The 12711-nt window shown below is 72.3% G+C and carries 9 protein-coding genes; 5 read left to right on the top strand and 4 right to left on the bottom strand.

Features of this window, described 5'->3' with window-relative positions; all coding sequences use genetic code 11:
• Nucleotides 1–298: 298 nt before the first annotated feature.
• Entirely contained in the window at nt 299–1684 is a 1386-nt protein-coding gene (locus AB0367_RS38095) for an FAD-binding oxidoreductase (protein ID WP_366231392.1), read from the bottom strand.
• Between the two features lie 177 nt (nt 1685–1861).
• On the opposite strand from AB0367_RS38095, the gene AB0367_RS38090 reads away from it, so the two are divergent.
• The 3 genes from AB0367_RS38090 to AB0367_RS38080 all read left to right on the top strand — a co-directional run bounded on the left by AB0367_RS38090 (nt 1862) and on the right by AB0367_RS38080 (nt 7826).
• On the top strand, nt 1862–2212 hold the full coding sequence (locus AB0367_RS38090) for a GNAT family N-acetyltransferase (RefSeq protein ID WP_366231391.1): 351 nt from the start codon (nt 1862–1864) through the stop codon (nt 2210–2212).
• A gap of 4 nt (nt 2213–2216) precedes the next feature.
• Entirely contained in the window at nt 2217–5579 is a 3363-nt protein-coding gene (locus AB0367_RS38085; protein WP_366231390.1) for a BTAD domain-containing putative transcriptional regulator, read from the top strand.
• A gap of 129 nt (nt 5580–5708) precedes the next feature.
• Complete coding sequence (locus tag AB0367_RS38080) at nt 5709–7826, top strand: MMPL family transporter (RefSeq protein ID WP_366231389.1); 2118 nt, start codon at nt 5709–5711, stop codon at nt 7824–7826.
• Between the two features lie 48 nt (nt 7827–7874).
• Here AB0367_RS38080 and AB0367_RS38075 read toward each other — a convergent pair whose 3' ends face one another.
• The gene (locus AB0367_RS38075) at nt 7875–9968 is read right to left on the bottom strand and encodes a hypothetical protein (RefSeq protein WP_366231388.1); all 2094 of its coding nucleotides are present in this window, start codon (nt 9966–9968) and stop codon (nt 7875–7877) included.
• The gene (locus AB0367_RS38070) at nt 9965–10291 is read right to left on the bottom strand and encodes a helix-turn-helix transcriptional regulator (protein WP_366231387.1); all 327 of its coding nucleotides are present in this window, start codon (nt 10289–10291) and stop codon (nt 9965–9967) included. The genes AB0367_RS38075 and AB0367_RS38070 overlap by 4 nt, the downstream gene beginning before the upstream one ends.
• Nucleotides 10292–10430: 139 nt before the next feature.
• Here AB0367_RS38070 and AB0367_RS38065 point away from each other — a divergent pair, with 139 nt between their 5' ends.
• Together AB0367_RS38065 and AB0367_RS38060 are read left to right on the top strand one after the other, a co-directional pair.
• Nucleotides 10431–11213 carry a glycosyltransferase family A protein gene (locus AB0367_RS38065; protein ID WP_366231386.1) on the top strand — a complete coding sequence of 261 codons (783 nt, stop codon included), beginning with the start codon at nt 10431–10433 and terminating at the stop codon, nt 11211–11213.
• Entirely contained in the window at nt 11210–11926 is a 717-nt protein-coding gene (locus AB0367_RS38060) for a polysaccharide deacetylase family protein (protein WP_366231385.1), read from the top strand. The genes AB0367_RS38065 and AB0367_RS38060 overlap by 4 nt, the downstream gene beginning before the upstream one ends.
• A gap of 149 nt (nt 11927–12075) precedes the next feature.
• Here the strand turns inward: AB0367_RS38060 and AB0367_RS38055 are convergent, their stop codons facing one another.
• Nucleotides 12076–12585 carry a DUF1269 domain-containing protein gene (locus AB0367_RS38055; protein ID WP_366231384.1) on the bottom strand — a complete coding sequence of 170 codons (510 nt, stop codon included), beginning with the start codon at nt 12583–12585 and terminating at the stop codon, nt 12076–12078.
• Nucleotides 12586–12711: the final 126 nt, after the last annotated feature.

The raw sequence follows: 12711 nt of genomic DNA, 5'->3' as shown, positions 1-12711 counted from the left end.
TGGGTTGTGTTGGGTGGGGGTGGTGGTTGTGTGGCGGTGTTGGTTGGTGGGGTTGGTTGGGGGGGGGGGGGGTGGGGGGTGGGGGGGGGGGGGGGGGGGGGGGGGGTGGGGGGGGGGGTGGGGGGGGGGGGGGGGGGCGGGGGGGGGGGGGGGGGGGGGGGCGGGGGCGGGGGGGGGGGGGGGGGGGGGGGGGGCCCCCCCCCCCCCCCCCCCACGACCCCGGCAGTGCCCCACGACGGCCCGCACCGCTGCGCGACGAGCGTGAAGCGCTCGACGAACGACCCGGGCCGTGTTGAGCTCAGATCCCGATGGCGTGTCCGAACCGGAACAGGTTTCCCGGGTCGACGGAGTTCTTGACCGCGCGTAGCCGGGTGTAGACGTCCGGCGTCCAGGCGGCCGCGACCTGCTGCGGCGTGGCGGCGGCACCGAGGAAGTTGAGCAACGAGGTGCCCGTCAGCCAGGGCTCGAGGGCATCGAGGACGGCGCCGCCGACGACCGGGACGATCTCCTTGAGCGGCGGCGGGCTCGGAGCGATGACGTACACGCTGTAGGCACCCTCCCGGCCGGAAACCGCATTGGGCGGGGAGGCGGGGCGGGACAGCGCGCCTCCCAGCAGCCGGATGTCGACCATGATGAGTGGCACGTCAAGCTCTGGACCGGCGACTTTCAGCAGCGCGTCCACGGTGTCCGCCTCGAAGGAGTGCAGCAGGCCGCCACGCTCCCACACCGGCATCGGATCTGTCGGGTCCTGGTGGACTACGTCCGTCGCCTCGTACGGCAGCACGCCGACATGCTCGAGAACGACAGCTCCCGCCGACCGCATCGGGGCGAGCAGGTCCTCGCCCTCGGCCGCTGGGCCGTGGTAGGAGAACCGCAGGTGCATGACGAACTTTCCACGCAGCGGCTCCGGCAGCTGCTCCACCGGCGGCATCCGCATCAGCGCGACGGAGCTGCTGGCGTTTTCGGGCAGCGTGGGCGCCCAGCCGCGGTAGGCGTGCAGCACGTCGGCGGCGGAGCTCGCGGCGAAGAACAGGCCGCCGGCGTAGAGCGCCGCCACCGGGAACAGCCGCACCTGCATCGCGGTGGCGATGCCGAAGTTGCCCTTGCCGCCTCGCAGCGCCCAGAACAGCTCCGGGTCCGTCTCGGCCGTGACGTGGCGCAGCCGGCCGTCGGCGGTCACCAGGTCGACCGAGAGCACGTGGTCGGCGGCGAAGCCGTACTCGCGGCCCAGCAGGCCGATGCCACCGCCGAGCGTGTAGCCGACGGCGCCGACCGAGCTCGACGAGCCGCTCAGCGGCGCCAGCCCATACCCGGCGGCGGCTTCGATCACTTCCCGCCACCGGACACCAGCCTCGATGTGCGCGGTCTGCTGTTGCGGATCCACGGTGATCTGGCGCATACGGTGGGTAGTGATGAGCATGGCGTCGTCCACGGGTAAGACCACGCCGTGGCCGGTCGCCTGGACGGCGACCGGAAGTCGGTGTGCCGCGGCCCATCGGACAGCGGCGGCGACGTCCTCCGCGCCGGTGGCGCCGACCACGACCGTCGGGTGGTGCGCGACGGCCGTGTTGAAGGTCGGGATCTCGGCGGGCAGCTCAGGGTCGCCCGGCGTGTACACGGGCCCGCGGACCTGCGACCGCAGCCAGGTCAGGTCGTCGGACCGGGGTTCGTCGGTGTTCAGCAACTTGGTTTCCTTCTTGGCGTCGTGACGAGATTTCCGATGCCTCGACGGTGCCTGGCCGCAGTTGCGATCCGGTTCGAGCGGGGTACATCACCCGCTGCAGAACCGCTCCAGGCGTACTCCATCGCGTCGCATGTGGCATGTAGTGCGACGCAAGCGACTGGGGCGAACATGAAGCTCATGCCCGACCATCAGGACGACGCGCCAGTGCTGATCACGCGACGGCACCCGGGAGGGCGGCCGGGCTGGCTGCGGATATGCCTCGAGGACGTCGGTGATCCGACAGCGGCGCCGGTGGCCGAGGCGCTGCTCGCGGCGCGGCAAGGCGGACCGGTGGCCCTGCTGGTGCGCATCGAGGTACAAGCATCCGTCCGGGGCCGTGGCCTGGGACGACGGCTGCTGCGTGAAGTCGCCGCCGAGGCTCGCGCGGCCGGTGCCCGCCGCCTCCGGGTGGCCCCGGTGGAGGCCGTCGGATGGCTGATGAGCAGCGGCTTTGTCGTCGGCGACGGCTTCGCCGAACTCGTGTTGTGATCGCGTGGACACTAAGATCGGCTTCGTGCAGTTCCGTGTACTCGGTCCGATGGAGCTCGTTGGAGGCGACGGCCAGATCGTCGACCTCGGCGGGCCGAAACTCCGCGCGGTCCTGAGCCTGCTACTGCTCGACGCGAACCGGGTGGTGCCGCTCGACCGGCTGATCGACCAGTTGTGGGGCGACGAACCGCCCGCCTCCGCGACCGGCAACCTCCAGTCGTACATCTCTCATCTGCGCCGGCTCCTCGAACCCAGCCGGGGTCCCCGGCAACCCGCCGAACGGCTCCTGACCCGCCCGCCCGGATACCTGATCCGGGCGGGCGAGGACGACCTTGACCTCCTGCGCTTCTCCCGCCTCATCGCCGACGGCGGAAAGGCTCTGCACGACGGCGACCCGCAGGCGGCCGAGGCAATGCTGCGGGAGGCGCTGGCGCTGTGGCGGGGGGAGCCACTCGCCGACCTGGTGGATGAGCCGGCCATCGCGGCCGAGCGGACGCGCCTGCAAGAGCTGTATCTCACCGCCCGGGAACACTACGGCGATACGCTGCTCACCCTGGGCCGGGCCGAGACGGCGGTGGTCCTGCTCGAACGGCTGGTGGTGGAGCAACCACTGCGGGAGCGACTGTGGGTCCGTCTCGCCACCGCGCTCTATCAGGCCGGTCGGCAGGCTGACGCACTCGATGCCGTGCGCCGCTGCGCCGCGATGCTGCGTACCGAACTCGGATTGGAACCGGGCCCGGAGCTGCGCGAGGTCGAGCAGGCGGTGCTGCGCCAGGACCTGGCGTTGTCCCCGTCGAGGCCCGTCGCGCCCGCCGTGGCGGTCATACCAGGTACTTCGCCCGGTACACCGGCCCCGGCCGAGCCGGCCCAGCATGCCGCATCGCCGGAGGTCCCCGGTACCGGCCTGGTCGGACGGCGTGGCGAGCGAGCCAGGCTCCGCACCGCGCTGAGTGACGCGGTCCATGGCCGAGGCGGCGTGCTCGTCCTGGAAGGGGAGGCGGGCATCGGCAAGACCCGGCTGGCTGAGGAAGCGGCCGAGATGGCGCTCGCGCAGGGCTGGCGTGTCGCGTGGGGCCGCTGCGCCGACGACACCGGCGCGCCGGCGTTGTGGCCCTGGCTGCAGATCCTCCGCCAGCTCGAACGGTCGGGTGAGGTCGAGGCGGCGGGACTGCTGCCTGACCCCGCGGGCGACCCCGACCGGCAGCGTTTCGCCCTGTTCGAGCAGCTTCGTACGCGCTTGGCCCAGGCGGCAGCGGCGCAACCGGTCATGCTGGTGCTCGACGACGTCCAGGCGGCCGACGTCATCTCGTTGCACCTGCTCGTGCTGCTGGCGCGCCACCTCGATGACGTCCGCCTCGTGGCTGTGGCGACCGCACGCACCATCGGTGAAGACCTTCCGCGGACGACGACGGATGAGCTGGCGGCGTTGGCTCGGGAGCGACGCACCACCCGCATCGTCCTCTCCGGGCTCGGCGAGGGAGACGTCCGCCAACTGCTCGCCGGTCTCGGCTCCGCGGACGGCGACCAGCTCGCCTCGGAGATCCACGCGCGCACCGAGGGCAACCCGTTCTTCGTGGTGGAACTGGCCCGGCTGCTCAGCAGCGAGCAGAGCAGGGTCTCGTCCGCGCGCCAGATCCCACCGTCGGTACGCGGCGTTCTGGACCGCCGGCTGGCGCGATTACCCGACGACACGCGCAGTCTGCTGGCGCTTGCCGCCGTCATCGGCCGTGACTTCCCGCTGGATCTGATCCAGGCCGCCGCGAGTCTCGACGCGGAGCGCGTGATCACCGTGCTCGAGCCGGCCGTGATCAGCCAGGTGATCAGCGAAGACGACGACCGCTGGGTATGGCGGTTCAGCCACGCGCTCGTCCAGGAGACGCTGATCGCCGGGTTGTCCCGCGTCCAGCGCGCCCGGCTGCACCGGCAGGCCGGGCTCGCCCTCGAAACCCGGGGCCGGGCCGGCCGGCTCGACGTCGAACGCCTCGCACACCACTTCTTCCAGGCGGTACCGGTCACCGGCGCCGAGCCCGCGATCGGGTACGCCATCGACGCCGCGTCCGCCGCACGGGACCGGCTGGCGCACGATGAGGCGGCAGCACACACCCGCCGGGCCCTCGCCCTGCTGGACGCGACCGACGACAGCTACGCCCGCCGGCGGCAGGAACTGCTGGTCGCGCTCGGCAACGACCTGCTGCGAAGCGGCCATCCCCACCTGGCCCAGGAAGTGATCGCCGAAGCGATCGACATCGCCCGGCGTCTGGACGACCGTGCCCGGCTCGCCGCCGCCGCGTCTGTCTGGGGCGGCGTCACCCTGTGGAACTGGCGCTCCTACGGCATGGTCGACGAGTCGCTGGTGGCCCTGCTGGAGGACCTGGCCGCTGAGGTCGAGGACGACCCTCGGCTGCGTGCGGAACTGCTCGGGACGCTCGGCGTCGAACTGGCCTACCATCCGGTCCGGCGGGACGACGGGATCCGCTACGCCGATCAAGGCGTGGCACTGGCCCGCCAACTGCGCGACCCGGCCCTGCTCGGCCGCACGCTCAACAACTACGGCCTGGTGGCCTGGGGGTCGTCGGACGGCGTGCGGCGGCGGATGGCCGCCGCGGACGAGGCGTTGGCGCTCGCCGGCCATGGGCTGCCGGCACGGACCGAGTTTCTCGCCCGCCTCCACCGCGGCCCGCTTCGCCTGCACCTGGGCGACGCCCCGGGTTTCGAGTCCGACCTCGCCGCCGCGACGCGTCTTGCCGACGACCTCACCGGCCCCGAGGTGCGCCCGCACCTGCTCTTCCAGCAAACCGGGCTGGCCATGCTGCGTGGCGAGTGGGACCGCGCCGAGGAACTCAGTACGGAGGCCTGCGAGCTGTATCGGGCCACCAACCTCTGGGGAGCCCAGTGCTGCTACGCGCTGCACCAGTTCACCTTCCGTCGTCGCGACCGGCGCCTCGCGGACGTGCTGGATCTGCTGGTCGACACGGCAGACCTGCAGATCCCGCTGGTACAGACGATTGCCATCCTCGCCGCGGCGGAGATCGGCGACACCGCCGAGGCGGCGCGGCTGGTCCGCCGGTGGGCTCCCGCCGAGCCGAGCGACTGGACGACTGACGCCCTGGTCGCCGCGCGCGCGGAACTGACCCTCGCCCTCGACGGGGACCTCGACGCGGCATACCAGTCCCTTTTGCCGTACGAGTCGCGCCAGATCGTCGTCGGAACCGCAACCGCATGTTGGGGCTCCTACGACGCTCTCCTGGCCCGGGTGGCGTGGCGCGCCGGCCGGGATCGGCTCGCGGCCAGCCATGAGCAGGCGGCTGCGGACCTCGGCCGGCGCATCGGCTCACCGTGGCAGGCCGATCCTCCCGCGACGCGTTAGCCGATCGGGCGCGCTCCGGTCGTCGCCGCCGAGCCCTTCAAAGACTTTCGCGGGCCCGCGATAGTGAGTTCCAAGTCGTCTGAAAGTGGTGTGGCGGAGCCTGGTGGCAGAAGTCATCAGGAGGCTGTCATGTCCAAGTTCCTCGGCCGGCTCGGTGCAGCGGCCGCCGCACACCCGTGGCGCACGATCGGCGCGTGGCTGATCGCGCTCGTGGCGTTCACCGCGCTGTCGTCAGGATTCGGCGGCACGCCACACGACGACTACAACGTCCCGGGCACGCAGTCGCAGGCCGGCATCGAGTTCCTGCGCGAGCACTTCCCGCAGATGTCCGGCGCGGACGCGCGGGTCGTGGTGCACTCCGACCGGGCACTCGACCCGGCCGCGCTGGAGGCGCTGCGCGGGCGCCTCGCCAAGATGCCGGGCGCGAGCGTCGTCGCGCCGCCGCGCCTGTCGGCCGACGGGGACACCGCGCTCATCGGTGTCCAGTACGACATTCCGGTCACCGACTTCCGCGGCACCGAGGGCACGGACGCGCTGCGCGCCGCGGCCGTGCCGCTGACCCGCGAGGGCGTGCAGGTCGAGTTCGGCGGGCAGGTCGTCGAGAACATCACCGCCCCGAGCGGCACGGCCGAGGGGGTCGGCATCGTCGCCGCGCTGCTGATCCTGGTGTTCGCGCTGGGCTCGGTCGTCGCGGCCGGCCTGCCGCTCGTCGTCGCGATCGCCGGCCTCGGCGTGGCGACCGCGGCCGTCGCGCTGCTGGCGAAGGTCACCGACATCAGCGGTACCGCACCCACCATCGCCACCATGGTCGGGCTCGGCGTCGGCATCGACTACGCCCTGCTGCTCGTCGCCCGGCACGTCGAGGGCCTGCGCGCCGGCCTGTCCGTGCGCGAGGCGGCGGCCCGGGCCAACGCCACCGCCGGCGCCTCGGTCGTCGTCGCCGGCCTGACCGTCCTCGTCGCGCTGTTCGGCCTGAAGCTGTCGACGCTGCCGGTGTACTCCTCGTTCGGCTACGCCACCTTCGCCGCCGTCACCGCGGTCATGGCCGCCGCGCTCACCCTCGTGCCGGCGCTGTGCGGCCTCGCCGGGCGCCGCGTGCTTCCGCGCGCGGTCCGCCGCGGTACCGCGGCGTCCACCGGCCCCGCCGCCACCGCGCGCCCGGGCCTGACCGCGCGATGGGCCGCCGGCGTCGGGCGCCGGCCGATCCTCGCGGCGCTCGCGTCGCTGGTCGTGCTCGCCGCGCTGGCCGCGCCGACGCTGGGCATGCGGACCTGGCCGCAGGACGCCGGCAGCCAGCCGACGTCCAACACCACACGCAAGGCGTACGACCTCGTCTCGGCCGAGTTCGGCCCCGGCGCGAACGGCCCGCTGCTGCTCGCCGTCGACACCACGAAGGTGTCCGATGTGGATGGTCTGGTGGCGCGGCTGCGCACCGAGTCCGGCGTTGCCGCGGTCGCCCCGCCGGCGGTCAACGGCACCGCCGCCGTCATCGTGCTGGAGCCGAAGACCGGGCCGCAGGACGAGGAGACGACGCGGCTGCTGGACCACCTGCGCGCCGACGTGCTGCCCGACGGGGTGCTCGTCACCGGTCTGGTGGCGGTGTTCGCCGACATCTCCGAGCGGCTCGCCGAGCGGCTGTGGATGGTCGTGGCGTTCGTGGTGGCGCTGTCGCTGCTGCTGCTGACCGTGCTGTTCCGCGCCCCGGTGGTGGCGCTGAAGGCCGCGGTGATGAACCTGCTGTCGGTCGCGGCGGCGTACGGCGTGATGACCGCGGTCTTCCAGACCGACGCGGGCGCCCGCGCGGTCGGGCTGCCGCACGGGGTGCCGGTCTCCAGCTTTGTGCCGATCCTGCTCTTCACCGTCCTCTTCGGACTGTCGATGGACTACGAGGTGTTCCTGCTCTCGCGGGTCCGCGAGGACTGGCTCGCCACCGGCGACGCGCAGGGCAGCGTGGTGCGCGGCCTGTCCGCGACCGGGCGGGTCATCAGCGGTGCGGCGGCCATCATGGTCGCGGTGTTCGTGGGATTCGCCCTGGACCCGGACGTCACGGTGAAGATGACCGGTGTGGGTATGGCCGCGGCCGTCCTCGTCGACGCGACGGTCGTCCGCCTGTTGCTCGTCCCGGCCACGATGGCCCTGCTGGGCCGCGCGAACTGGTGGCTGCCGCGCTGGCTGGACCGGCTCCTGCCCCACGTGGAGGTCGAGCGCCACGCGCCCGAGCCCGAACTGGCGCCGGCCGGCCGGTAACGGGTGAAGACCTTTGGCCTGCGCCGCCTCCTCGGCGGCGCAGGCGCTTCAGATGGGCCGCGCGGTCGGCTGATCCACCGGCACCGGCGGATCGGCGGGGGCCGGCTGACGCGACGCGGCCACGGCTGCCAGCGTGGCCAGTCCGAGGCCGCAGATCAGCGCACCGGGCAGCATGAGCTCGCCGTCGGGTGGGTTGCCGTAGCCGGCAGCGTTCCTGAGTGGGCCGCCGACCAGCAGCCCGAGCCCGATCTGCAGGATGGCCGCTGGGAGGCCCGCCACGAGCGCGCCGAACGTCACAGCGAGCCAGACCAGGCGACGGCTGGAGTCCCAGCGGGCCGCCGCGACCGTGAGCGCCGCGGTCAATGGTGCCAGGGCACTGACCATCATGAGGTCCGGCAGATCGGGAATCCACCAGGCCGCTGCCGTGAGCAGCGCGGCCAGCACCGGGAGGGCCACGAGCGGAGGGTTCCACCGCGCGACCATGGTCCGGACCACCCCGCCCGCCAGCAGGAGCAGCACCGCGGCGGACAGCCCGACAGCGACCGGCAGTCCACGAGGCACCAGGTCGTCCTGGAGTTGGTTGGCGCCGGCGAACACGCCGGGCGCGCACCACGCGGCCAGCACGGCGATGCCGAGCCGGATCCGCTCTGCGCTCGCCCGCGCCGGCGGGATGCGCCCGAGTCGGGCACCGAGTCCGGCAGCGGCCCCGAGGATGGTGAGCGCGGCCCCGGTCGTGGCCACGAATACGGCCGGACCACCGAGATCGGCGCGGTCCACCAGGGTGTCGGCCGTCACCAGCGCGGCACCGCCCAGCACTGCCGGCACCGCCACCGCGCCTCGGGCCGCGACGGCCGCGACCACGCCGAGCAGGGCTGCCAGCAGGGCGCCGAGGCGGACGTCGTGAGCCTGCATGTGGAGCTGGCCGTAGAAATGGTCGAGGTCCAGCGGGACCAGCTTCGGGGTGAGGATCGTCAGCGTGAACGCCCAGAGCACGACGCCGGCCGCCGCGACCGCCAGTAGCGGCCGATCCGGCTCCGGCCGGGCGGTTCGGGACGCATCGGTGATGGGGAGCCGGACCGTCACCTGCTCGGGCCGGCGTCGGGCCACGGCGGCATAGGTGACTGCCAGCACTGTCGCGAGCAGCAGCGGTCGTACCGTGCCCGACACGAAGCCGACCACCTCGTCGGAAGCGACCCAGCCCTGCGAGCGGGGACCGTACGACGGCCCGCTGCCGTTCGGCAGCAGCAGAGCCTGCGGCGTCCACAGCAGCGCGGTGGACGGATCCAGCCCGACCCGTAGGGCCGTGCGCAACCCGGCGACGATCCCCGCGAGCGACAGCGCCAGCGCACCGCCGCCCACGCCGACCAGCCAGGCAAGTCCGGGGCGGCCCGGGCGGCCTGTACGGCGTGGCTGGTCGGACCGCTGCGGTCCGGGTGCTTCGGGCGAGCCGCGTCCGGTGAGCCGGGCGACGGCAACCGCCGCGACCACGACCACGACCGTCCAGACCAGCACGGCCGGCACCACGTCGGGCGGCAGATACGTCACCACGCCCGGATCGTCTTGCACGTTCGGGGTGGCGAGCCGGTCCACCACGAGGAACAGCGCCCCGAGCACCAGCGGCGCGACGATGGCTGAGCCGACATCGGCCATCCGGCCGCGGTGTGCCCAGTTGACCGGGAGCCGTCGGCCCAGCCAGGTCCCGAACAGGCCGGTCCCGGCGACGGCGACCAGCACGATGACGTTGAGTCCGGCGCCGAGCCAGTCGACGCCGCTGTGGAGCGCGGCGGGGCCGCCTCCGCTCATCATCAGCACTGTCCTGACCACGAAATCCAGCGCGGCGACCGCCGCCCAGCCGGTCACAGCGGTGGCGGCCAGCGCGAGTGGCGCCCGCAAGGCGTGGCCGAGCACCGACAGGATCTCAGGCCAGCCGCGGGGGACCCCATGCTCATCCTCCACCGGCGGTGACCATGCCAGGCTCAGCGCGAACCGCAGCCCGCCCAGCCGGCGAGCCAACCGGCCACGACCCGGCTCGCTCGCCAGGAAGGCCAGCTCCGCTTCCCACTCCTGGCGTCGCTCATCGCGCACCTGCGCCGGCCATCGCCGCCAGGCGACGTGGACGGCCGCCCGCACCAGCCGGTTCACGTCAGTCTCGGCTGGGTCGAAGGCTGCTGCGCACGCCCCAACTGCTGGTGCAGCGCCGCCAGCTCGGAGCGTGCCGCCGCCGTGCCGTCGGCGGTGAGCCGGTAGTAGCGGCGCGCCGGCCGACCGGCGGCCGCCGGGTCGAGTTGCTCCCAGCGCGCCTCCACCCAGCCGGCACGCTGCAGCCGTTCCAGCACGGGATACAGCGTGCCGCTGGGCAGCCCGGTGACGCGCATGAGCTCGAGCCCGTAACGGTCGGCGGCCGGATCAGCCAACAGCGCGGCCACGACCTTCACCACCGCGGTCGTCATTCGCAAGCCATCCATACTCGGAATCCTACATAGGGTCGACGACCGAAGGTCAGGCTTAGGGGGAGCGCCACTGCGCGTTGGGGGGAAAGCCCCCGGTCGAAATCGGGGGAGATCCGGATCGTTTCGGCGGATCCGCTGCTCAAGACTGATGCGCATGGCAGAGAGGCCCAGGTTCAGCATCGTCATCCCGTGCCTCAACGAGGCCGGCTATCTCACCGACGCGCTCCTCTCCCTGCAGAAGCAGGACTTCGACGGGGTGTGCGAGGTCATCGTGGTCGACAACAACTGCACGGACGAGACCGCGGGTATCGCTCGCGACCTCGGCGCGCGGGTCGTGGTCGAGCCGGTGCCCGGGGTGTGCAACGCCCGCCAACGCGGCACGGAGGCGGCACGTGGTGAGATCGTCGTCTCCGCCGACGCCGACACGGTCTACGGCCGTGATTGGCTCAGCCGTATCGACGCGCGGTTCCGCGGCGACGGGCGCGTCGTCGCGGTCGTCGGCCCTTGCCGATACGCCGACGGTCCCAGGTGGGGCCGGCTCTACGGCCGGATGCTGTTCGGAATGGTCAACGGCGTCTATCGACTGACTGGCCGCGCCATGTATGCGAGCGCCACGAACATCGCCTTCCGCCGCGAGGCCTGGACGGGTTACGACACCAGCCTGACGCAGGGCGGCGATGAGCTCGACCAGCTGCGCCGGCTGCGCAAGAAGGGCCGGGTCGTCTACGACCATGGCAACCCGACCCACACGTCGGGTCGAAGGCTCACCCGCGGGCTCGCGTACAACCTGTTCGTGACCCTGCCGGTGCACTACATGCTGACCTATGCCGTGAACCGGGTCGCGGGGCGGCGCGTGCTCGGATCGGCGCCGGCGTTCCGCGACGCTGCGGGGTCGTTCGAGGCGACCCCGGTGGCCGGCCGTGAGGCGGTCCGGTGATCGTCCTGGCCTGGCTGCTACCGCTGGCCGTGCTCGGCGCGGCGTACTGGCTGCTGATGTCGCCGTTCGCCCCGTCGTCGCGCGATTACCCCTACCGCGGCCCCGCCGCCGAACGGGTGGTCGCGCTGACATTCGACGACGGCCCGAACGAGCCGTACACCTCGCAGATCCTCGACATCCTGGCGGCACACGACATCCGGGCGACCTTCTTCCACGTAGGACAGTGCGTCGAGCGCCACCCCGAGGTCGCCCGGCGCGCGATCGACGCCGGCCACATCCTGGGCAACCATTCGCTGAGTCACCGGTTCGGCACATACCTGCGGCCGAGGGCGTACGAGCGGGAGGTCGAGCGGACCCAACGCGTCCTGGCGCGAGTCACCGGCCGAACTCCAGCGCTGGCCCGCACACCATGGCTGTGGCGCCAGCCGGCCCTGCTGCGGATGTTGCGCCGAAGCGGCCTGCACCCGATCGCCGGTGAGTTCGGCCATGCGTTGGAGGTGTTTCAGCCGTCTGGTGTAGCGATGGCCCGCCGTGCCATCGCCAAGACGCGCCCTGGCTCCATCCTCATCTTCCACGACGGGTTCGACAGCCGGGGCGGCAACCGCGCCGAGACGGTCGTCGCGGTGCGGGAGACGATCGAGGGACTGCTGGCCCGCGGCTACCGGTTCGTGACGGTGGACGAACTCCTCGGCGTGCCTGCGTACCAGGCATAGCCCGCCGAAACGGCCGTGCCCACAAGCGCCACGTCGGTCGTCGGCGCCGGACGACGGCGACCAGGTCGTAAACCGCGGCATGCGATTACGACCTGGCCGCAGCGTCTGCCGGTCCGCCGTCCGCCCGGTCTACCGACGACGCTGGCCGTTCATCGTGCGGGCGTCAGGTGCGCGGCCTCGATGGCGTCACGCAGGCGCTGCTCCGCCTCCGTGCTCAGAGAACTGCGCAGCAGCTGGCCACCGAACTGGTACGGCGCCATCTCCGCCATGACCTTGTCGACGGTGACCTGGTCGATGAGCAGGAACAGCGCCGCGGAGCCGGGCTGCAGCGCAGCGCCGACGTCTTTCATGAACTTGTCGTCCACTCCGACGTCGGTGGCCTTGCCAGCCATCGCACCGGCGGCCGCGCCGACTGCCATACCGACGAACGGTGCGAAGAACAGCAGCCCGATGAGTCCGCCCCACATGGCCCCGCCGGCCGCTCCGATAGCGGTCGCGCTGGACGCCTGATGGAGCCGGACCTTGCCGTCGGCGCCGGACTCCACCACAGCGGCATCGCGCACGGTGATGAGTCCCTGCCGCTGCAGGTCGATGATCTTCTCCCGCGCGGCGTTAGCGGTGCTCACGTCGCGGTACCCGATCGCAATCAGATCGCTCATGATGCGTCCTCTCAGTTGGCTTGCCTCGTATCCGCCTAGTGTCTCGTGATCCTGCTGTCGTTACTTCGAGTTGTTGTCGACGAGTTGCTTGATGCTGGTCTGGACCCAGCGGACCTTGGCGAGGAT

The sequence above is a fragment of the Dactylosporangium sp. NPDC051484 genome (genome assembly GCF_040689395.1).
Taxonomy (GTDB): domain Bacteria; phylum Actinomycetota; class Actinomycetes; order Mycobacteriales; family Micromonosporaceae; genus Dactylosporangium.
The sequence above is the reverse complement of the archived record's forward strand: the minus strand, read 5'-3'. Positions and strand labels throughout refer to the sequence as shown.

What these genes read in the sequence shown, in the direction of transcription:
- AB0367_RS38080 (WP_366231389.1), top strand. Translation starts at nt 5,709, where the DNA reads ATGTCCAAGTTCCTCGGCCGGCTCGGTGCAGCGGCCGCCGCACACCCG.
- AB0367_RS38065 (WP_366231386.1), top strand. Translation starts at nt 10,431, where the DNA reads ATGGCAGAGAGGCCCAGGTTCAGCATCGTCATCCCGTGCCTCAACGAG.
- AB0367_RS38055 (WP_366231384.1), bottom strand. Translation starts at nt 12,585, where the DNA reads ATGAGCGATCTGATTGCGATCGGGTACCGCGACGTGAGCACCGCTAAC.
- AB0367_RS38070 (WP_366231387.1), bottom strand. Translation starts at nt 10,291, where the DNA reads ATGGATGGCTTGCGAATGACGACCGCGGTGGTGAAGGTCGTGGCCGCG.
- AB0367_RS38090 (WP_366231391.1), top strand. Translation starts at nt 1,862, where the DNA reads ATGCCCGACCATCAGGACGACGCGCCAGTGCTGATCACGCGACGGCAC.